The following is a 19,977-nucleotide window of genomic DNA, read 5'->3' as shown; positions in this document are numbered from 1 at the left end:
GGTCGGACAGCCCCTACGGGCTCGTACCTCTTGAGTCGGAGACGGATAGAGCCGCGAGGCTGACGTCAGCTGTGTCGCGCGCCACTACCTTCGAAATGTGACTGTGATCGCGACCGAAAGCCTGAGCAAGCGGTTCCCCCGGGTGACCGCGCTTGACCGGCTCTCGTTGGACATCGGCCCCGGTGTGACCGGCCTGGTGGGCGCCAACGGAGCCGGCAAGTCCACGTTGATCAAGATTCTGCTGGGACTGTCCCCCGCCACGGAGGGCCGTGCCGCCGTGCTCGGCCTCGACGTCGCCACCCAGGGCGCCGAGATCCGTGAACGGGTCGGCTACATGCCCGAGCACGACTGCCTGCCGCCCGACGTCTCGGCCACCGAGTTCGTCGTCCACATGGCGCGCATGTCCGGCCTCCCGCCGACCGCCGCGCGGGAGAGGACCGCGGACACCCTGCGCCATGTCGGCCTCTACGAGGAGCGCTACCGTCCCATCGGCGGCTACTCGACCGGCATGAAGCAGCGGGTCAAACTCGCCCAGGCGCTGGTCCACGACCCGCAGCTGGTCCTTCTCGACGAGCCGACCAACGGCCTCGACCCGGTGGGCCGCGACGAGATGCTCGGCCTGATCCGCCGCGTCCACACCGACTTCGGCATCTCGGTCCTGGTCACCTCGCACCTTCTCGGCGAACTCGAGCGCACCTGCGACCACGTCGTCGTCGTCGACGGCGGGGCACTGCTGCGCTCCAGTTCCACCAAGGACTTCACCCAGACCACCACCACGCTCGCCGTCGAGGTCACCGACTCCGACACCCACCCCGACGGCACGGCCGCCCTCCGCGCGGCACTCGCCGCCGCCGGGGTCCAGATCCACGAGCGCACGGAGGACGGTCTGCCCGGCGCAGGCCACATCCTGCTGCTGGAGGCGACCGGCGACCGGACGTACGACCTCGTGCGGGACGCCGTCGCCGACCTCGGCATCGGCCTCGTGCGGATGGAGCAGCGGCGCCACCACATCGCGGAAGTCTTCCGCCCCGAGGCCGCCCGGACCATGGAGGCGCAGGCCCGATGAGCACACCCACGCACGGCGGCCGGGCCCCCGGGACGACGCGGATCCACAACATCGGGTACCGCCACTACGACGGGCCCCGCCTCGGCCGCGCCTATGCGCGCCGCTCCCTGTACTCGCAGTCGCTGCGCGGGGCCTTCGGACTCGGCCGCTCGGCCAAGTCCAAGGTGCTGCCGATGATCCTGCTCGGCATCATGTGCCTGGTCGCGGCGATCATCGTGGCCGTGGCGGTCGCCACGCCCAACATGACGGACCTGCCGCTGAAGTACACGCGGTACGCGATCGTCATGCAGGCGCTGATCGCCCTGTTCCTGGCGGCGCAGGCACCGCAGTCGGTCTCCCGCGATCTGCGGTTCAAATCCGTGCCGCTGTACTTCTCACGGCCCATCGAACGCGCCGACTACGTCCTCGCCAAGTTCGCGGCCATGGCCTCGGCCGTCTTCGTGCTGACGGCGACACCGCTGGTGATCCTCTATCTCGGCGCGATGCTGGCGAAGTTCGACTTCGCCGACCAGACGAAGGGCTTCGCACAGGGCATGGTCTCGGTGGCGCTGCTGTCCGTCCTCTTCGGCGGGCTCGGGCTCGTCCTCGCCGCCTTCACACCGCGTCGCGGCTTCGGCGTCGCCGCGGTCATCGCGACCATGACCATCACCTACGGCGCGGTGTCCACCGTCCAGGCCATCGCCTGGGAGGCCGGCTCGCCCGGCGCCATCCAGTGGCTGGGCCTGTTCTCACCGGTCACGCTCATCGACGGGGTGCAGACCGCCTTCCTCGGCGCGTCCTCGGCCTTCCCCGGGGGCGAGGGCCCCGGCACCGGTGCCGGGGTGGTCTACCTGCTCACCGTCCTCGCGCTGGTCGCCGGCTCGTACGGCGTCCTCATGCGCCGCTACCGAAAGGTCGGGCTGTGACCACGATCAGCATTCACAACACCTCACGGTGGTTCGGCAACGTCGTCGCCGTCAACGACGTGACGATGACCATCGGCCCCGGCGTCACCGGGCTCCTGGGTCCCAACGGGGCCGGCAAGTCGACCCTCATCAACATGATGGGCGGCTTCCTCGCCCCCTCCAACGGCACCGTCACACTGGACGGGGCGCCGATCTGGCGCAACGAGTCGGTGTACCGGCAGATCGGCGTCGTCCCGGAGCGGGAGGCGATGTACGACTTCCTCACCGGCCGTGAGTTCGTCGTCGCCAACGCCGAACTGCACGGCCTGGGCGCCAAGGAGGCGCGGAAGGCGCTCGCCACGGTCGAGATGGAGTACGCGCAGGACCGCAAGATCTCGACGTACAGCAAGGGCATGCGCCAGCGCGTGAAGATGGCCTCCGCCCTGGTGCACGAGCCGTCCGTGCTGCTGCTCGACGAACCGTTCAACGGCATGGACCCGCGGCAGCGGATGCAGCTGATGGACCTGTTGCGGCGGATGGGCGCCGAGGGCCGCACCGTCCTGTTCTCCTCCCACATCCTGGAGGAGGTGGAGCAACTCGCCTCCCACATCGAGGTGATCGTCGCCGGACGCCATGCGGCCAGCGGTGACTTCCGCCGTATCCGCCGGCTCATGACGGACCGCCCGCACCGCTATCTCGTACGGTCCAGCGACGACCGGGCGCTCGCCGCAGCCCTGATCGCCGACCCGTCGACCGCCGGGATCGAGGTCGACGTTGCGGAGGGCGCGCTGCGCATCCAGGCCGTCGACTTCGGCCGGTTCACCGAGCTGCTGCCGAAGGTGGCCCGTGAGCACTCCATCCGGTTGCTCACGGTCTCGCCCTCCGACGAGTCCCTCGAGTCGGTCTTCTCCTACCTCGTAGCGGCCTGAAAGGAGCTGTGACGATCATGTACGACCCCACAGTCGCCCGGCTCACCTATCGGGCCGTCCTCGGCAGGCGCCGCGCCGCGGTCCTGTTCGTGCTGCCCGGTCTGCTGCTGCTGATCGCGGCCGCCGTGCGCGGCTTCAACGGCGCGGACGACCAGGTCGCCGCCGACGTCCTCGGCGGTTTCGCCCTCGCCACGATGGTGCCGCTGATCGGTGTCATCGCGGGCACCGGCTCGATCGGACCCGAGATCGACGACGGCTCGATCGTCTATCTGCTCGCCAAGCCGGTGAAGCGGCCGACGATCATCTTCACCAAGCTGATCGTCGCGATCGCCGTGACGATGGCCTTCTCCGCGGTGCCCACGTTCATCGCCGGCTTCATCCTGAACGGCAACGGCCAACAGGTCGCCATCGCCTACACGGTGGCGGCGCTCGTCGCGTCGATCGCCTACAGCTCGCTGTTCCTGCTGCTCGGTACGGTCAGCAGGCACGCCGTGGTCATCGGGCTCGTCTACGCCCTGGTGTGGGAGACGCTCTTCGGCAGTCTGGTGCCCGGCGCCCGCACGCTGAGCGTCCAGCAGTGGTCGCTGTCGCTCGCCGAGAAGATCGGCGGCGAGGGCCTGATCGGCTCCGACGTGGCCCTGCCGACCGCCCTCGCCCTGCTGGCGGGCGTCACGGTGGCCGCGACCTGGTACGCGGGCCAGAAGCTGCGGGTCCTCAAGCTCGCCGGCGAGGAGTGAGCCGGCATCCCGTTCCGGCCTCGGCCCCCGCCCTGCCCGGCGGGGGCCGAGGCGTATCGCGTAACTGTACGTTTATCGGCTCGTTGTTCACGGTGCGTGGAGGCAACTGGAGTTCGTAGCGTCGAGGGTTCGTGAAGTCGGGGATTGCCGGTGCCGGCGGTGAGTACACCGTCCGGGCCGGTCATTGAGTGAGTTGCACCGTGAGCCGACCTCCACCCCTGTGCCCGGGGAGAGGGCCGTTCCTGACAGTTCACGAACGGAAGGCATCCTCATGCCATCGGAGATCGCCCTGCTCGAGTCGCGCGCGATGCGCGTCGAGCACGTGGGGCGGGTCGAAGCGCTCGACAAAGTGAAGGCACTCGCCCTTCTTCCTGATTCCATGCACGTATCCACAGAGGGGGTGGCGGGGTACTTCGAAGTATCCACAGCCGTCATCAGGCAGTTGACGTCGCGGCATCGCGAGGAGCTCGCTGAGAACGGCATGTACGTGCTCCGTGGATCTGACCTGCGTGAATATCAGAGTGACAACATGTCACTCTCATCCGAGGGCGACGGAAGTTATCCACAGCGCCGCTCGAGTCTCACCCTCTTCACCCGCCGTGCCGTGCTCAATGTCGCCATGCTTCTGCGCGACAGCGACATCGCCCGCCGTGTGCGCAGCCACCTCCTCGACGCTGAAGACAGCCGGCGCGAGGGCTATGCGTCGCTCGACCGGCGCGTCACGAACGTCGAGAGCTGCCTCGCCGGGGTGGGAACGGCGCTCCAGGAGCTCGGGCCGGTGCTGAATCGGATGTCGCAGCGGCTCGACAGCCTCGATCAGCGGCTGGACGCCACGACCCGGGTCGTCGCGGCGATGAGCAACCGGCTGTGCGAATTGTCCGACGACATGGTCCGAATGGACGCCAGGATGGACGACTTCGCCCGTCAGCTCAGGGACCTGAGGCGGCGACGATGCAGGTGACGCCGGAAACTCGGTGGCGCTGAACTTCCCCCGCGAGGAGAGTTGAGGGGCACACCGACCGGGAGAGGAGCGCGACGATGACCGGGATTTCGAGTCCCGGTCCTCGTGCTCCCTTCGGGGCGGCACCCGGCAGGCGGCGGAGTGGTCATCGCACTCCGCAGGGCCGCCGGGCGGCCGTCCCGGGGGCGGCCGCTTCGAGCGCGCATCCGCGCGGGCCGCCCCTTCCCGGTGCGCACCGGGAGAGCCACAGGCGACCGGCCGGGTCAGCCGGCCAGCAGGTGCTCCAGCACCACCGCGATGCCGTGGTCGTCGTTCGACGTGGTGATCTCGTGGGCCACGGCCTTCAGTTCGTCGTGCGCGTTCGCCATCGCCACGCCGTGCGCGGCCCAGCCGAACATCGGGATGTCGTTGGGCATGTCCCCGAAGGCGATGGTGTCCGCCGCCTTCAGCCCCAGCCGACGGGCGGCCAGCGACAAGCCCGTGGCCTTGCTCAGACCCAGCGGCAGGATCTCCACGACGCCCGCGCCCGCCATGACCACGTCCACGAGGCCACCGGCCGTCGCTCTGGCCGCCTGCGCCAGTTCGTCGTCGCCGAGCGTCGGGTGCTGTATGTAGACCTTGGTCAGCGGGGCGGCCCACAGGTCGGCCGGATCGTGCATCGGTACGTAGGGCAGCGGACCGTCGTGCACCTGATAGCCGGAGCCGACCAGGACATCGCCCTCCAGCCCGTCGCGGCTGGCGGCGAGCAGCAGCGGGCCGACCTCCGCCTCGATCTTGGCCAAGGCGATGCCGGCCAGTTGCCGGTCGAGCGTGACGGACGTCAGCAGTCGGTGCTCGCCCGCGTGGTAGACCTGCGCCCCCTGCCCGCACACGGCCAGACCGTCGTAGCCGAGGTCGTCCAATATGTACTTCGTCCACGGCACACCGCGTCCGGTGACGACGATGTGCGCGGCGCCCGCCGCGGTGACCGCGGCGAGCGCTTCGCGGGTGCGCGCCGAGACCGTGTCGTCGGTACGCAGAAGCGTTCCGTCGAGATCGGTGGCGACGAGCCGGTACGGGAAGGGGGCGCTGCTCACTTGGAGATCGGCTCCAGCACTTCACGGCCGCCGAGGTAGGGACGGAGTACCTCGGGGACCCGCACCGAGCCGTCGGCCAGCTGGTGGTTTTCCAGGATGGCCACGATGGTGCGCGGCACGGCGCACAGGGTGCCGTTCAGCGTCGCCAGCGGCTGCACCTTCTTACCGTCGCGCATCCGCACGGACAGGCGGCGCGCCTGGAAGCCGTCGCAGTTCGAGGCGGAGGTCAGCTCGCGGTACTTGCCCTGGGTCGGGATCCACGCCTCGCAGTCGTACTTCCGCGAGGCAGAGGAGCCCAGGTCGGCCGTTGCCACGTCGATCACCTGGAACGGCAGCTCCAGGGCGGTCAGCCACTGCTTCTCCCACTCCAGCAGCCGCTTGTGCTCGGCCTGAGCGTCCTCCGGCGCGACGTACGAGAACATCTCGACCTTGTCGAACTGGTGGACCCGGAAGATGCCGCGGGTGTCCTTGCCGTAGGTGCCGGCCTCGCGGCGGAAGCAGGGCGAGAAGCCCGCGTACCGCAGGGGCAGCTTGTCGGCGTCGATGATCTCGTCCATGTGGTACGCGGCGAGCGGGACCTCGGAGGTGCCGACCAGGTAGTAGTCGTCCTTCTCCAGGTGGTACACGTTCTCCGCGGCCTGGCCGAGGAAGCCGGTGCCCTCCATGGCCCGCGGGCGGACGAGCGCGGGCGTCAGCATGGGGATGAAACCGGCCTCGGTGGCCTGCGCGATGGCCGCGTTGACGAGCGCGAGCTCGAGGAGCGCGCCGACACCGGTGAGGTAGTAGAAGCGCGAGCCGGACACCTTCGCGCCACGCTCGACGTCGATGGCGCCCAGCGCCTCGCCGAGCTCCAGGTGGTCCCTGGGCGTGAAGCCCTCCGCGCCGAAGTCGCGGATGGTGCCGTGCGTCTCGAGGACGACGAAGTCCTCCTCGCCGCCGACCGGTACGTCCTCGTGCACGATGTTGCCGAGCTGGAGCAGCAGTCGGCGGGTCTCTTCGTCCGCGTTGTTCTGCTCGGCCTCCGCCGCCTTGACGTCGGTCTTCAGCTGCTCGGCCTTCTTGAGCAGCTCGGCCCGCTCGTCCGGTGTGGCCTTGGGGATCAGTTTGCCGAGCGACTTCTGCTCGGAGCGCAGCTCGTCGAAGCGGAGGCCCGAGGACCTTCGCCGTTCGTCGGCGGAGAGCAGGGCGTCGACGAGGTCGACGTCCTCTCCACGGGCGCGCTGGGATGCGCGAACACGGTCTGGGTCCTCACGAAGCAGGCGAAGGTCAATCACCCCACCAGGCTACCGGTGCCGACTCCATTTCTGCTTGCGTGGCACTTTGCCCCAATTGCCATAATTGGCGTAATTGATGGAGGTGGCGGTAAATCCTTGCGCGGAGGGGTTCCGGCGGCCTTCCGGCAGTGTCGAACAATCGGGCCGCTTTCGCCGAAAGCCGGGCGGTGGGCCGCCTCCGCGGTGGCGCCGGGTGCGGTCGGCTCAGGGGTGCGGCTGGGTTTGTCCACAGGAGGTGTGCCGTTCCGGAGAGTTATCCACAGCCTGTGTAGGGGATCTGTGGATTCCGGGAGAGATCATTCCGGAAGCGTTCCCCGGCTGGTGAATTCTTGTACCAAACCGGGCTCACGCACTCATTCGAGTGGGAATTTCTCGCCCAAAGAGTTGATCAACGGAATGGGGTGGACGAGTCCGGCCCGGGGGCCTGTGGATGGAAGTGGTGCAGCTGAGGCGATTTGTCGACCCTGTGGCGTTCTGTTGTCGACTTGTCCCCAGGTCGAGAAGCACACCTGTGGACAACGCTGTGGACAGACAAGTTCAGCGGGCGGGCCGGGCCGTCGGCCCATGCCTGGACCGTCAGTCTCACCACCAGGCTCGGAGCTCAGACTCACCGCCAGGGCCGGACACCAGGCTCGGAGCTCAGACTCACCGCCACGCCCGGACGCTCAGGCTCACCGCCAGGGCCGCTCGACCTCAGGCGCGGCCGTCCTGGCAGCGCGCCAGCCAGTCCGAGGCGGCCGTGAACTCCGGATCGGACGTGCCCGCCCGCAGCGGCCGCACATCCTCCGGCGTGACGCCGGCCCGAGGGTAGGAACCGAGAAATCGCACGTTCGGGCAGATGCGCTTCAGGCCCATCAGGGCCTCGCCCACCCGCCGTTCCGAGATGTGCCCTTCGGCGTCGACGGCGAAGCAGTAGTTGCCGATACCGGCGCCCGTCGGCCGGGACTGGATGAGCATCAGGTTGACCCCGCGCACGGCGAACTCCTGCAGCAACTCCAGGAGCGCGCCCGGGTGGTCGTCACCCAGCCAGATGACGACGGACGTCTTGTCCGCCCCGGTCGGCGATGCGGGCCTGGCGGGCCGGCCCACCAGGACGAAGCGCGTCTCCGCGTTCTCCGCGTCGTGGATCTCGGTGACCAGCGGCACCAGCCCGTAGGTGGCCCCGGCGAACTCGCCCGCGAAGGCCGCGTCGAAGCGCCCTTCCTGCACCTGCCTGGCCCCGTCGGCGTTCGAGGCGGCCGACTCCCACACGGCGTCCGGCAGGTTCTTGCGCAGCCAGTTCCGCACCTGCGGCTGGGCGACCGGATGGCCGGTCACCGTCTTCACCTCGGCGAGCGTGGTCCCGGGGCGCACCAGCAGCGCGAAGGCGATGGGGAGCAGGACCTCGCGGTAGATCATCAGCGGCTCGCCCGACGCCAGCTCGTCGAGCGTGGCGGTGACACCGCCCTCCACCGAGTTCTCGATCGGTACGAGGGCGGCGGCGGCCTCCCCGGCCCGTACGGCGTCGAGCGCGGCCGGTACGGAGACCATCGGGACGAGTTCCCGGGTCGCGGCCTCCGGGAGGGTGCGCAGGGCGGCTTCGGTGAAGGTGCCCTCGGGACCGAGATAGGTGAAGCGCGTGGCCGACATACCGTCACCCTAATGGGCCCGGGAGCCGCCCATCATGATTCCAGCAGACGCTGTCCCACGTACTCGCCCTCGGCCGGCCCGCCCGGTACCGCGAAGAGCCCGCTCGCCTCGTGCCGGATGAACGCGGAGAGGGCGTCGCCCCGGTCCAGCTTGCGCTGCACCGGTACGAAGCCGCGCAGCGGGTCGGCCTGCCAGCAGACGAACAGGAGGCCGGCGTCGGGGGTGCCGTCGGGGCCGATCCCGTCGTGGAAGGAGAAGGGCCGCCGCAGCATGGCGGCGCCGCCGTTCTGCTCGGGGGCCGAGATGCGGGCGTGCGCGTTGCCGGGGATGACCGGCTTTCCGTCCGGACCGGTCGCGTCCAGCGCGAGCTCGGTCGTCTCGGTGCCGCCCGTCAGCGGGGCGCCGTCGGACTTCCGACGGCCGATGACCTGCTCCTGCTTGTGCAGGGACAGCCGCTCCCAGTCGTCGAGCAGCATCCGGATGCGGCGGACGACCGCGTAGGACCCGCCCTCGAGCCAGGGGTGCTCGCCACCGGACGGGACGAAGACGCGCTGGTCGAAGTCGGGTTCCGACGGTTTCGGATTGCCGGTGCCGTCGATCTGGCCCATCAGGTTCCGTGCGGTCATCGGCTGCGCGGTGACGCCCGGTGAGCGGTTGAAACCGTTCATCTGCCAGCGCACCCCGGCCGCCTCGCCCGCCGCCTTCTGGATCGCCCGCAGCGCGTGGAAGGCGACGAGCGCGTCGTTCGCGCCGATCTGCACCCACAGGTCGCCGTTCGACCGCCGGGCGTCCAGGTGGTCGGAGGAGAACGACGGCAACGGGTCGAGGCCGCTCGGCCGCCGCTCGACCAGGGACGTGCGGTCGAAGAAGGACCGGCCGAAACCGAAGGTGACGGTCAGCGACGACGGTCCGGCGTCGAGTGCCACGCCGGTGTCACCGCCGCCCGCCGGCCGGCCCGCCATCAGCTCGGCCGCCAGCACCGACCAGCGCCGCATCAGCGCCGCCGCTCCCTTGCGTCCGGCCCCCGGCGCGAGGTCGAAGGCGACGAGATGGCCGTGCGCCTGCGGCGGCTCCGTGATACCGGCCTGGTGCGGGCGGTCGTGGAAGGCGATGCCGGTGGACCCCACGGTGGTCAGCGCCGTCGGGCTCTCCTCCGCCGCCGCGTACGCCGCGGCACCGCCCCCGGCTCCGAGCACGAGACCGGTCGCGCCGACGGCGCCCGCGGTGCCGAGCAGCCGTCGCCTGGAGATGCCGTCGGCGGGTGCGTCGGGTGCGTCGTCCGCAGAGGTCACAGGTGTCACGGGTGTCACGTTGCTTCAGCCGATCCTGATGTTCTCGTCGATGGTCGTCTGGTCGATGTCCGAGGTCCGCACGGTGACCTTGATCTGCCAGTCGCCCGGCATCGGGATCTGGACGGCGCTCGCGGTCCAGTGTCCCGTGCTGAGGCGGTCGGGGGTGATGGGCAGCGGGCCGATCTGCTTCGCCTTCAGCGTGAAGGAGACCTTCACCTCGGGGGCGTCCAGCGGTTTGCCGGCCGGTGTCAGTGTCCACAGGTGCATCTCGTTGCCGCCGGACAGCGCCGGGTCGAGGCTGAACCGCACGGTTCCCCTGCCGTTCTCGCCGCCGGTGTCGAACGGCATGTCGAGCTCCACCGGCCCGGCCGTCCGCGCGTCGGCGCGGGAGTCTCCGGCGCCGACGGCCTGTTCCTCCGCACGGCCCGGCTCGGTGGACGTGAGTACGGTCGTCACGGCCAGCACGATCACGGCGACACCGGTCTCCGCAAGCACGGAACGCCGCAGTCCGGAGCGCTCGTTGTCCGCGTCCCGGCTCCGCCTCCGTTCGGCTGTCGCCACGGCGGCCTGCTGCCGGGCGAGCTGGGCGGCGCGCTTCGGGTCGGCGGGGGCGCCGGCGGTCCCGCCGGACCCGGCGCCCGCCACCTTGTGCCCCCCCTCCGCGGCGGCCACTTCCGTCGCCTCGGCCACCTCCGTGCTCTCCGCGTCGTCCGCCACCTCGGCGAGCCGCCCGGTCCAGCGCCGCGAGATCCAGGCCGTGCCGAGCATGACGCCGACCAGCGCCACCTTGATCAGCAGCAGTTGTCCGAACCAGGTGCCGGTCAGCGCCGACCACGAGCCGACCTGCCGCCACGACTGGTAGAGCCCGGTCGCGGCGAGTACGACCACGCTGGTGAAGGCTGCCGTGGAGAACCGCCGAACCGCCCGGCGTTCGATCGCGGGCGACCGGTAGAGGGCGGTCAGCAGGGTGGCGAGGCCACCGAGCCAGACCGCGACGGCCAGTAGGTGCAGGACGTCGACGGGCATCGCGACCACCGGCTGGACACCGGTCGAGGCGTGCTCGGACAGCGCCCAGGTCGCGGCGATACCGGCTGCGACCACCGTGCCCCCGACGGCCAGCCCGAACGTCAGATCCTTCTTCTCGCGCGCGTCCTCTCGCTTCGCGAAGGTGCCGAAGAGGACGGCCACGAACAGGGCGGCCGCGCCGAGCAGCAGCAGCCGTGACACGAGCGCCGCGCCCGTCTTCGTCTCGAGGACGGGCGCAAGCGCGCCGAGGTCGAGCACGTCCGTGAGGTCGCCGGAGCCGGTGTAGGGGCCACGCAACAGAAGCAGCGCGAGCGTGGACGCGGTCATGGCCGCCCAGCCCTGGACGACGAGGCGCTGCACGGGCCGCACCGAGGCGCCCCGCTGCCAGCACAGCAGGACGAAGGCGGCGCCGCCGACGAGCAGGATGAAGCCGCCGTACGAGACGTAGCGCGCGACGTCGTAGAGGAAGCCGACGAGTCCGCCGCCGGCCTCCTCGTCCGGCAGCGCGACCGTCGTCTGCGACGGCGCGCCGATGGCGAAGGTGAAGGCCCCGGAGACGGGGTGGCTGTCCGCGGAGACGGCCCGCCAGGCGACGGTGTAGGTGCCGTCGGGCAGGCCGGGGTGCAGTTCGACGCCGTAGGTGACGCTGCCATCGGTACCGAGGTCGCGGATCTCGGCGGTGTCTGCCCGTTTGCCGCTGGGTTCGAGGACCCGGATCGAGTCGTCGCCCATGGCGATCTCTTCGGAGAAGGTGAGAGTGACCTCCTCGGGCGCGGTGGCCACCACCGCCCCGTCCTTCGGATTGCTCCCGGTGAGCACGGCGTGCGCCGACGCGGGGCCGGCGCCGGCCAGCAGCACGCCGAGGAGCGTGCCGGCCAGCACGATCGCGGCGAGCAGCACCCGGGCCGGGGAGCGGCCGAAGCGCGGGGCGGTGGCTGTCATCAGCTGATCAGTCCCTCGGGGCTCAGTGCTTCTGCGGGTTGTGAGTGGTCTCCTTCACGGGAAGCTCGACCCTGATGGGGTCGGACTTCTCGAAGTGCAGCTCGATGGAGACCGTGTCGCCCTGCTTCGGCTGCTGCTTCAGCGTCATGAACATGATGTGGCTGCCACCGCGTTCGAGGTCGAGCTCGCCGCCGGCCGGGATGTCGAGGGACTCCACCTCCCGCATCTTCTGGTTGCTCGTCTCGTGGATCGTGACGTCGTCGGAGATCGTGCTGGTGACCGAGGTGAGTCTGTCCTTGCCGTCGCCGTCGTTCTCGACGGTGAGGAACCCGGCCGCCATGTCGCCGACGGGCTGGGGCATGAAGGCGCCGCTGACCTTCAGTTCGGGCCCGTCGTCGGTGGAGCAGCCGGCCAGTACCAGGCCGGCGCCGAGTGCGACCGCGGCGACGGCGGCGAGCGGGGAGCGGCGGGTCACGGCTTCTCGCCCTTGATCAGCTTCGGCAGGTCCGCGGCCCATTCGTCGGCCGTGGTGTCCTCGCCGTACAGGACGTAGCCCTGATCGGTCTTCGGGGAGAAGGCGACGACCTGGGCGCCGTGCATGGACACGACGGTGCCGTCCTTCTCCTTCTTCGGAGCGTCGATGCCGATGCCGATCCGGCGCGCTCCCGCCTGGATGGTCGGGAAGTCGCCGGTCAGTCCGACGAAGGACGGGTCGCCGGCACTGGGCAGCCACTTGGCGAGCTCGGCGGCGGTGTCCCGCTCGGGGTCGGTGGTGACGAAGACGACCTGGAGCTTGTCCCGGTCGGCCTCGGGCAGTTGCTTCCTGGCGATGGCGAGGTTGCTCATCGTCAGGGGGCAGACGTCGGGGCAGTGGGTGTAGCCGAAGTAGATCAGCGTGGGCCTGCCCTTGGTCTCCTTCCGCAGGTCGTACTTCTTGCCACCGGTGTCGGTCAGCACCAGGTCCGGCTTGGCGAACGGCTGGGTGAGTACGGTCGCGGCCCTGGTCTTCGGCTCGGCGGACACCTGGCTCACGGGGCTGCCGGTGTCGGTGTCGCCGTTCTGCGAGACGGCGACACCGGCCGCGACCGCGAAGGCGGCCGTGACGGCGAGCGCCGCGATCAGCGGCGCTCGCCGGCTGCGGCGGGGTTCCCCGTCGCTCTTGGGGCTGTGCATGGTTTCTCTTTCGGGACTGGTTCGGTACGGGCCGGGTCAGGCCGAGCGGCGGCGGCCGGCGAGGACGCCGAAGGCCACGCCGGCGGCACCGACGAGAATGCCGACCACGCCAAGGACCCGGGCCGTGGAGTCACTGCTGTCGCCGGAGGCCGCCTGGGACTTCGACTCCTCCTCGTGACCGGCCGCCTTGGCGTCGTCCTTGGCAGCGGCACCGGTCGCGGTCGCGCCGTGGTGGTCGTCGGAAGCGGCCGACAGCGCGAGGACCGGAGCGGGCGACTCGGGCTCCTCGCCGCCCTCGGTGGGCTCCTCGATCCAGCGGACGACTTCCTTGTTGTCGTACGTCTGGATGGCCTTGAAGACGAGCTGGTCGGCATCCTCGGGCAGTCGGCCCAGCGAGAGCGGGAACTGCTGGAACTCGCCCGGCCCGATCTTGGTGCCGTCGGCGGTCCAGGTGACCTTGGTGACCGCCTCCGTGATCTGCTTGCCGTGCATCTCGAGCGGCTTGTCCAGCTTGGACTTGTCGACGTCGATCTTCCAGCCCGGTACGGGCTGCGGCATGACGGACGAGATCGGGTGCTCGGCGGGCAGGTTGATCTCGACCTTGATGGTCGACGCGTTGTCGCGCTCGTTGGGCACCTTGACGTTGACGACGGCGTAACCGCCCTTGGCGGCCTCGCCCTGCGGCTGGACGCCGATGTGTGCGGATGCGGTGCCGGAGAGCGCCAGCACGGAGGCGGCGGCGACGGCGGACGCGGCGGCGATACGGGAAACGTTCATGACGGAGAGCTCCACGGTGAGAAGTGGTGTGGTGTGCCGTCGGAGCGCACAGGGGTGCGCGGGCACAGCGGCACCACTCCCGTCGAGTGGGCCGCGTCAGGCGCTGAGGACGAATACGGGCGGCGGCCCGCGCCTGATCACCGTGTGCTGAATTTCCCGGCCCGCACGGAGCGGGGCAGGCCCGTCCGCGGCGGTCGGCGCGCGGCGCGAAGCGGCTCCCAGCGCCTGCAGCCCGGTACGCAGGGCCCGTACGAGGACGAGCGCGGCGCGCAGCGGACGCAGCCACGCCGACTGGACGACCTCGTGGGCCGATTCGGCGGAGAGCCGGATCAGCCGCAGCAGGGCCGCGTCGCCACGGCGCAGCAGCAGCCCGGTCGCGATCGCGGCCAGCAGGTGTCCGAGCATCATGGGCAGGCTCGGCAGCAGTTCGGGAGCGGCCACGGCGCCCACGGTGTGCACGTGGGCCGTGTGCGCGTCCGGGTCGATGCCCGCCAGGGTGACGATGCGGCGGGCGTCGGCGGCGCTCATGGCGGAGGCGCCTGCTCCACACACCAGCTTCGCAGCCATCCGGATCAGGGTTTCGTCCGCCGTCGGCGCCATCCGCAGATGCCCCTGGCCGACGGCGAAGAGCGTGTGCAGCCCCAGCTGTCCGGCGGTGAGCACGCCGGCGATGGCAGGCAGCGAGCGCTGCCTGCCCGCCAAGGGCGTGACCAGGACGAAGACCCCGACGAAGCCCAGGGCCAGGGTCCACAGGGGGACGGCCCGGCAGGCGGCCAGCACATGTCCCGTCCCGGACAGCACGACACAGACCGCGGTGAACACCGCGGCCCTCAGCAGCCGCAGACCGGCTCCGGCGCATACGTGACGTGGGGACGACATGGCGGGCTCATCATCGCACTGCGGTCCCGGCGCCCGTACGGCAGGTCCGGAAGATCCCGTTTGCCGACATACACCGGCCGGCGGGAGACGCGCATCCGCCGAATGAGGGCCGTCACCGCGGCGACGCGCTTACCGAGCGTACCGGGGGGCAATACGTATCGGTACGTCGAGCCGCGACCAGGAGGCTGGAGCATGAGCATCTGGTGGTCCCTCCATCTGCGGCGCGAGGCTGCGAGCGTGCCGCTCGCCCGGCGTCTGCTGCTCGGCACCATGGAGACCGCGGGAGTCGATCCGGACATTTCCTACGATCTGTCGGTCGCCCTGACCGAGGCATGTGCGAACGCCGTGGAGCACGGCGGGGACCGCGACACCGACGAAGCGTCCAGGGCGTATCGCGTGACGGCCTACCTGGACGGTGAGAAGTGCCGTATCGAGGTGGCCGATTCGGGTCCCGGCTTCCCCGCGAGCCGGGGTGCCGTGTGCGGCCGCGCCGCGGCCTTGTCACCGGCCACCGCGGAGAGCGGCCGGGGGCTGTGCCTGATCGAGCAGCTCGCCGACCATGTGCACGTCCGCAACAGGCCGGGCCGCGGTGCCGTGGTGAGTTTCGACAAGGTCCTCAAATGGCGGGAGGGCACGCTGCTCGACGTGTCGTGAGCCGCGCGCCCTCCCGGGCATGACCGGTTCTGATCAACGGTCCTGCTTGAGTGACGCCATCCACGCCTCGACCTCGTCCGCCCGGCGCGGCAGCGCCGCCGAGAGGTTCCTGTTGCCGTCCGCCGTGACGAGGATGTCGTCCTCGATGCGGACGCCGATGCCGCGGTACTCCTCGGGGACCGTCAGGTCGTCGGCCTGGAAGTACAGACCGGGCTCGACGGTGAGGCACATGCCGGGCTCCAGGGTGCCGTCGACGTACGCCTCGGTGCGAGCGGCTGCGCAGTCGTGGACGTCCATGCCGAGCATGTGGCCGGTGCCGTGCAGGGTCCAGCGTCGCTGCAGGCCCAGTTCGAGCACCCGCTCCACGGGGCCTTCGACCAGGCCCCACTCGACGAGCTTCGTGGCGAGGACCCGCTGCGCGGCGTCGTGGAAGTCGCGGTACTTGGCGCCCGGCTTCACGGCCGCGATGCCCGCCTCCTGTGCCTCGTAGACCGCGTCGTAGATCTTGCGCTGAAGCTCGGTGTAGCGGCCGTTGACGGGCAGGGTACGGGTGATGTCCGCGGTGTAGAGGGTGTGGGTCTCCACGCCGGCGTCCAGCAGCAGCAGGTCGCCGGAGCGGACCGGCCCGTCGTTGCGCACCCAGTGGAGGGTGGTGGCGTGCGGGCCGGCGGCGCAGATGGAGCCGTAGCCGATGTCGTTGCCCTCGACGCGGGCGCGCAGGAAGAACGTGCCCTCGATGTAGCGCTCGCTGGTGGCCTCTGCCTTGTCCAGGACCTTGACGACGTCCTCGAAGCCGCGGGCGGTGGAGTCGCACGCCTTCTGCAGCTCGCCGATCTCGAACTCGTCCTTCACGGCCCGCGCCTCGGAGAGGTAGACCCGCAGCTCCTCGTCGCGCTCCGCGGTGACCTTGTCGGTCAGTGCGGCCTCGATCGCGGCGTCGTGCCCGCGGACGACCCGCACGGGGCCGGTGGCCTCACCGAGCCTGCCGGCCAGCTCGCGCACGTCCTGGGCGGGGATGCCCAGCAGCTGCTCGGCCTCCGCGAGGGAGTGGCGACGGCCCACCCACAGCTCGCCCTGGCCCGACAGCCAGAACTCGCCGTTCTCACGGTTGGAGCGCGGCAGCAGGTGGATGGTGGCGGTGTGGCCCTCGCCCCGGGGCTCCAGCACCAGGACGCCGTCTTCCGTCTGGTCGCCGGTCAGGTACGCGTACTCGGTGGAGGCGCGGAAGCTGTACTCGGTGTCGTTCGAGCGGGTCTTCAGGTTGCCCGCGGGGATCACCAGGCGTTCGCCGGGGAAGCGCGCCGAGAGCGCGGCGCGCCGGGCGGCGGTCTGCTCCGCCTGCGGGATCGGCTCGAGGCCGTGGAGCTCGGTGTCGGCCCAGCCGGTGCTCATGTTCTCTGCCAGCTCGTCGGACACGCCCGGGTACAGGCCGTTCTTGCGCTGCTTGATCGGCTGCTCCTCGCCCTCCGTGCCCGCTGCGTCGGCAGCCGGTTCGGATTCCGCCGGGGTGGGCTCCTCAGCCACGTGTGCCTCCTGGGCTTGTCGGCCTGGTTCTTTTACGAGTCCTTTTATGACTCCGGTCCCCTCTGCCGGGTCGGCACGGGGGACCTCTCCATCGTATGTCTGAGCGGAGGAAGACCCGACGGAGCGTGTGGAATCAGTCGAAACGGGCGGCAAGCAGGACGATGTCCTCGCCGCCGGCGGCATCCGGGCCTTCGGGGAGCATGGTGTGCAGCACATGGTCGGCGAGCGCGACAGGTTCGCCGCGCAACGCCCGCGGGACGCTCGCCGCCGCGGCGTGGAGCCTGGCGAACGCGTGGTCCATGGGTTCGCCCGTGCGCCGGAGCAGCCCGTCCGTGTACAGCAGCACCGTTTCTCCCGGCTGGAGGCACAGTTCCACGCTCGGCGCTTCCCAGCAGGCGAGCATCCCGAGCGGCGCGGACAGGGACGTCTCGACGAACTCGGTGCGCCGCTCGCCGGTCACCAGCGGCGGCGCGTGGCCCGCGCCCGCGAGCACGACCTTCCGGTCGGCCGGTTCCGCGTACGCGAAGAGCGCGGTCGCCGTGCGCGCCGGTTCGGTGATACGCATCAGCAGCTCGAGGTCGGACAGGACGGCGACCGGGTCCTCGCCCTCCATCACCGCGTACGCCCGCAGAGACGCGCGCAGTCTGCCCATCGCGGCGAGCGCGCTCGGTCCGCTGCCGCTGACCGATCCGGCCGCGAGGCCCAGTGCGCCCTCCGGCAGCGGCAACGCGTCGTACCAGTCGCCCCCGCCGTGAGTGCCCGTGTGGTGTCGTGCGGCAAGCCGGACGCCGGGCACCCGCGGCAGCCGGCTGGGCAGCAGTTCCTCGGCGACGGTCGCGACGGTGGAGCGCGCCTGCTCCAACTCGCGCAGCCGGGCCAGATGCTCGGTGGCGTAGCGCATGTAGAGGCCGACCAGGTGGCACTGGCGCTCGACCGGGGTGGCCGGTTCGTCGTAGAGCCACACGGCCGCGCCGAGCATGCCGGACTCCTCGGTCGCCAGCGGAACCGTGTAACTGGCCGCGTAGCCGAGGCGGGTGGCGACCTCGCGGTGGAGGGGGTCGAGCGAGTCGTCGGCGAACAGATCGGGGTGGGCGACGGGGACGGGAACGCCGGACGGGCCGCCGTCGTCGCCGTGGCCGCCGTCCAGGATGCGGCCGTACGCCGTCGCGGCCCGCGGCACCGTCTCGATGTGGCCGAGGTCGGAGCGGCTCAGGCCCAGACCTTTGGCGAGGCCGGGGCCGGGGTCGTCGTCGACGGGGCTGTCGCGTGCGGTGCCCTGGGCCGGTTCGAGCACCACGAGACCGCGGCGGGCGCCGACGAGCGCGGCGCCCGCGCCGAGCAGTTCGTCGAGGGCGTCGTCGAGCGTGCCGGTTCTGATCAGCCGTTCGGTGAGTTCATGGAGCGTGGTGAGGTCGGAGACCCAGCCGGCCAGGCGGTCCTGAAGCACTGCCCCGGCTGCGGGGAGTGCGGCGGGGGCAGCGGGCATGGGTGCGGGATTGTGCGCGGGGGCAGGAACCGTGGGATCGATTCCGGCCACTTTCGGCAGGTGAGGGGCGCTCATGGCAGCCGGCTTTCCGGAAGTCGCGTTTCGCTCAATAGCATCGCAAACCCCCATGTCATTCTGCGCCGCTATCAATGCATCCACATCTACACGCACACGTCAGGTGATGTCCAGCACTGTTCCAGTGGTATTGATGGTGTCCGCGAAGCGCGCGTGCACCTGATAACTTGGCTGAAAAATGCGCGTGATGGCGGTCGATCGGTGTCGACTGAAGGCGTTCGGCAGGGGGATCTCCCAGGGCGAAGGCCCTCGGGAGAAGAGTCATCGCAAGCGTGCTGGGTGCCTGAACGGTGATGTCCAGGGGCAGTTGACAGCGCCCCGGAACCTGGCGGTGGGCCCCGGCGTCCTAACAGCCGCAGGCCACGCCTCATCCCCGAGTGGCGGGGAAGAACTACAGCGGGACGGCAAGCGCCAGGCGCGCGCCACCCCTCGCCACGCGTTCAATGGACACAGCCCACGTTCGGCCCCCGGGCGACGATCCTGTCGCTGGTGCCACAGGGAGCGCCCATGCCTCTGGCAAGGGTGATGAAACGCCGATCAGCACGCGCACTTGTACGCACAGTCAATACCTGCACACCTCATGTGATGTGGACCCCGGCGTTCAACGGAAAGGAACGAGCGCTCATGCGCGAGATCCTCGGAAGGCGACGCAGGCTCCGGTACCGGCGCAAGAAGGGGCCTGTTCAACTGGAAGCGGCGCTGACCTGCGCTGTCGAGTGGAAATGGCCCGTACTTCCCGGTGTGGGGCTGAAAGCGGCCGGCGGTGACCGGCCGGCGGACAAGGGCAGGAGCCGCGCGGACCGCGACCGCGGGTGCGCCTGCCCCGACCCCGAGTGCGTCGTGCCCGGCGCACACCCCTTCGACCCCGGCATCCTCGCCGCGACCACCGACGAGCGGATGATCCGCTGGTGGTGGACCAACCGCCCGACCGCGCCGATCGTGCTGGCCACCGGAGGCCCCACCCGGGCGAACGGCGGATCCGGCGACGACCGCGCGCCGTGCGCCGTGAGCCTGCCCGCTGTCGCCGCCGCCCGTGCGCTGGCGGAGCTGGACCGGATGGACATGCGGCTCGGGCCGGTCGTCGCCACACCCACCCGGTGGTCCCTCCTGGTGGCGCCCTACACCCTGGAACAACTCGGAGAACTGCTCTTCGTCAAGGACTGTGTCCCCAGTTCCCTGCGCTTCCACGGCAGCGGCGGATATCTGGTGCTGCCGCCCTCGGAGACCGGCAAGGGGCAAGTGCGGTGGGAGAGGGCGCCGCTGCCCGGTTCCGCCGCGCCCTGGCTGCCGGACGTCGAAGCGGTCGTCGACGCACTCGTCGAGGCGAGCGCGGCCGGCGCGCCCGGCGGGCTGCACCCGCCGGAGGCGGGAGAAGGCACCAGCCGACTCACGTACTGACGGCCCCGACCCTCTGACGGAGCCCTTCCCGGCCCGCTCCGGCGGCTCCCGCTCCGGTCGGTGTGGCTCCTGCTCCGGTGGGTCGGCTTCCGGTCCGGTGGGTGTGGCTCCTGCTCCGGTGGGTCGGCTTCCGGTCCGGTGGGTGTGGCTCCTGCTCCGGTGGGTCGGCTTCCGGTCCGGTGGGTGTGGCTCCTG

At 70.6% G+C, this 19,977-nt stretch carries 18 protein-coding genes; 7 read left to right on the top strand and 11 right to left on the bottom strand.

Annotated features, from left to right (window positions below; genetic code table 11):
* The first annotated feature begins 103 nt into the window (after window positions 1–103).
* The 5 genes from AB0903_RS00585 (at window position 104) to AB0903_RS00565 (ending at window position 4,577) form a co-directional block, all read left to right on the top strand.
* Window positions 104–1,066, top strand: a complete 963-nt coding sequence (locus AB0903_RS00585; protein ID WP_366697879.1) for an ABC transporter ATP-binding protein — start codon at window positions 104–106, stop codon at window positions 1,064–1,066.
* The gene (locus AB0903_RS00580) at window positions 1,063–1,971 is read left to right on the top strand and encodes an ABC transporter permease (RefSeq protein WP_366697485.1); all 909 of its coding nucleotides are present in this window, start codon (window positions 1,063–1,065) and stop codon (window positions 1,969–1,971) included. Before AB0903_RS00585 ends, AB0903_RS00580 begins: the two co-directional genes overlap by 4 nt.
* Window positions 1,968–2,879, top strand: coding sequence for an ABC transporter ATP-binding protein (locus AB0903_RS00575; RefSeq protein WP_366697483.1), 912 nt, complete (start codon window positions 1,968–1,970; stop codon window positions 2,877–2,879). Before AB0903_RS00580 ends, AB0903_RS00575 begins: the two co-directional genes overlap by 4 nt.
* Before the next feature lie 17 nt (window positions 2,880–2,896).
* Window positions 2,897–3,616, top strand: a complete 720-nt coding sequence (locus AB0903_RS00570) for an ABC transporter permease (protein WP_366697481.1) — start codon at window positions 2,897–2,899, stop codon at window positions 3,614–3,616.
* 271 nt (window positions 3,617–3,887) lie between these two features.
* Complete coding sequence (locus AB0903_RS00565) at window positions 3,888–4,577, top strand: hypothetical protein (RefSeq protein ID WP_366697479.1); 690 nt, start codon at window positions 3,888–3,890, stop codon at window positions 4,575–4,577.
* A 263-nt stretch (window positions 4,578–4,840) separates the two neighbouring features.
* On the opposite strand, the gene AB0903_RS00560 is transcribed toward AB0903_RS00565, so the two are convergent.
* The 9 genes from AB0903_RS00560 to AB0903_RS00520 form a co-directional block, all read right to left on the bottom strand.
* Window positions 4,841–5,653, bottom strand: a complete 813-nt coding sequence (locus tag AB0903_RS00560; protein WP_366697477.1) for an HAD family hydrolase — start codon at window positions 5,651–5,653, stop codon at window positions 4,841–4,843.
* Window positions 5,650–6,927, bottom strand: coding sequence for a serine--tRNA ligase (gene serS / locus AB0903_RS00555; protein ID WP_366697475.1), 1,278 nt, complete (start codon window positions 6,925–6,927; stop codon window positions 5,650–5,652). The genes AB0903_RS00560 and serS overlap by 4 nt, the downstream gene beginning before the upstream one ends.
* A 693-nt stretch (window positions 6,928–7,620) precedes the next feature.
* A complete protein-coding gene (gene pheA, locus AB0903_RS00550) occupies window positions 7,621–8,556 on the bottom strand; it encodes a prephenate dehydratase (protein WP_366697473.1) in 936 nt (311 codons plus the stop codon).
* A gap of 32 nt (window positions 8,557–8,588) precedes the next feature.
* The gene (efeB, locus tag AB0903_RS00545) at window positions 8,589–9,857 is read right to left on the bottom strand and encodes an iron uptake transporter deferrochelatase/peroxidase subunit (protein WP_366697471.1); all 1,269 of its coding nucleotides are present in this window, start codon (window positions 9,855–9,857) and stop codon (window positions 8,589–8,591) included.
* A 15-nt stretch (window positions 9,858–9,872) separates the two neighbouring features.
* On the bottom strand, window positions 9,873–11,816 hold the full coding sequence (locus tag AB0903_RS00540; protein ID WP_366697469.1) for a copper resistance protein CopC: 1,944 nt from the start codon (window positions 11,814–11,816) through the stop codon (window positions 9,873–9,875).
* Window positions 11,817–11,838: 22 nt separating this feature from the next.
* Window positions 11,839–12,291, bottom strand: a complete 453-nt coding sequence (locus tag AB0903_RS00535; protein WP_366697467.1) for a copper chaperone PCu(A)C — start codon at window positions 12,289–12,291, stop codon at window positions 11,839–11,841.
* Entirely contained in the window at window positions 12,288–12,989 is a 702-nt protein-coding gene (locus tag AB0903_RS00530; RefSeq protein ID WP_366697465.1) for an SCO family protein, read from the bottom strand. Before AB0903_RS00530 ends, AB0903_RS00535 begins: the two co-directional genes overlap by 4 nt.
* Before the next feature lie 36 nt (window positions 12,990–13,025).
* Window positions 13,026–13,766 carry a YcnI family protein gene (locus tag AB0903_RS00525; RefSeq protein ID WP_366697463.1) on the bottom strand — a complete coding sequence of 247 codons (741 nt, stop codon included), beginning with the start codon at window positions 13,764–13,766 and terminating at the stop codon, window positions 13,026–13,028.
* Between the two features lie 96 nt (window positions 13,767–13,862).
* On the bottom strand, window positions 13,863–14,645 hold the full coding sequence (locus AB0903_RS00520) for a hypothetical protein (RefSeq protein WP_366697461.1): 783 nt from the start codon (window positions 14,643–14,645) through the stop codon (window positions 13,863–13,865).
* A 192-nt stretch (window positions 14,646–14,837) separates the two neighbouring features.
* On the opposite strand from AB0903_RS00520, the gene AB0903_RS00515 reads away from it, so the two are divergent.
* Window positions 14,838–15,299 (top strand): ATP-binding protein, encoded by a 462-nt coding sequence (locus AB0903_RS00515; RefSeq protein ID WP_366697459.1) that lies wholly within the window; start codon window positions 14,838–14,840, stop codon window positions 15,297–15,299.
* A 33-nt stretch (window positions 15,300–15,332) separates the two neighbouring features.
* Here the strand turns inward: AB0903_RS00515 and AB0903_RS00510 are convergent, their stop codons facing one another.
* Both AB0903_RS00510 and AB0903_RS00505 read right to left on the bottom strand, forming a co-directional pair.
* Window positions 15,333–16,748: an aminopeptidase P family protein gene (locus AB0903_RS00510; RefSeq protein WP_366697877.1), complete on the bottom strand. Its 1,416-nt coding sequence runs from the start codon at window positions 16,746–16,748 to the stop codon at window positions 15,333–15,335.
* 208 nt (window positions 16,749–16,956) lie between these two features.
* The gene (locus AB0903_RS00505; RefSeq protein ID WP_366697457.1) at window positions 16,957–18,438 is read right to left on the bottom strand and encodes a PP2C family protein-serine/threonine phosphatase; all 1,482 of its coding nucleotides are present in this window, start codon (window positions 18,436–18,438) and stop codon (window positions 16,957–16,959) included.
* A 570-nt stretch (window positions 18,439–19,008) separates the two neighbouring features.
* Between AB0903_RS00505 and AB0903_RS00500 the strand changes: the two genes are divergently transcribed.
* Entirely contained in the window at window positions 19,009–19,782 is a 774-nt protein-coding gene (locus AB0903_RS00500) for a bifunctional DNA primase/polymerase (RefSeq protein ID WP_366697455.1), read from the top strand.
* Window positions 19,783–19,977 lie beyond the last annotated feature (195 nt).

This window comes from Streptomyces sp. NPDC048389, from assembly GCF_040706335.1.
Lineage (GTDB): Bacteria > Actinomycetota > Actinomycetes > Streptomycetales > Streptomycetaceae > Streptomyces.
The sequence above is the reverse complement of the archived record's forward strand: the minus strand, read 5'-3'. Positions and strand labels throughout refer to the sequence as shown.

What these genes read in the sequence shown, in the direction of transcription:
- AB0903_RS00580 (WP_366697485.1), top strand. Translation starts at nt 1,063, where the DNA reads ATGAGCACACCCACGCACGGCGGCCGGGCCCCCGGGACGACGCGGATC.
- AB0903_RS00570 (WP_366697481.1), top strand. Translation starts at nt 2,897, where the DNA reads ATGTACGACCCCACAGTCGCCCGGCTCACCTATCGGGCCGTCCTCGGC.
- AB0903_RS00565 (WP_366697479.1), top strand. Translation starts at nt 3,888, where the DNA reads ATGCCATCGGAGATCGCCCTGCTCGAGTCGCGCGCGATGCGCGTCGAG.
- pheA (WP_366697473.1), bottom strand. Translation starts at nt 8,556, where the DNA reads ATGTCGGCCACGCGCTTCACCTATCTCGGTCCCGAGGGCACCTTCACC.
- AB0903_RS00540 (WP_366697469.1), bottom strand. Translation starts at nt 11,816, where the DNA reads ATGACAGCCACCGCCCCGCGCTTCGGCCGCTCCCCGGCCCGGGTGCTG.
- AB0903_RS00530 (WP_366697465.1), bottom strand. Translation starts at nt 12,989, where the DNA reads ATGCACAGCCCCAAGAGCGACGGGGAACCCCGCCGCAGCCGGCGAGCG.
- AB0903_RS00525 (WP_366697463.1), bottom strand. Translation starts at nt 13,766, where the DNA reads ATGAACGTTTCCCGTATCGCCGCCGCGTCCGCCGTCGCCGCCGCCTCC.
- AB0903_RS00520 (WP_366697461.1), bottom strand. Translation starts at nt 14,645, where the DNA reads ATGTCGTCCCCACGTCACGTATGCGCCGGAGCCGGTCTGCGGCTGCTG.
- AB0903_RS00515 (WP_366697459.1), top strand. Translation starts at nt 14,838, where the DNA reads ATGAGCATCTGGTGGTCCCTCCATCTGCGGCGCGAGGCTGCGAGCGTG.
- AB0903_RS00505 (WP_366697457.1), bottom strand. Translation starts at nt 18,438, where the DNA reads ATGGGGGTTTGCGATGCTATTGAGCGAAACGCGACTTCCGGAAAGCCG.
- AB0903_RS00500 (WP_366697455.1), top strand. Translation starts at nt 19,009, where the DNA reads ATGCGCGAGATCCTCGGAAGGCGACGCAGGCTCCGGTACCGGCGCAAG.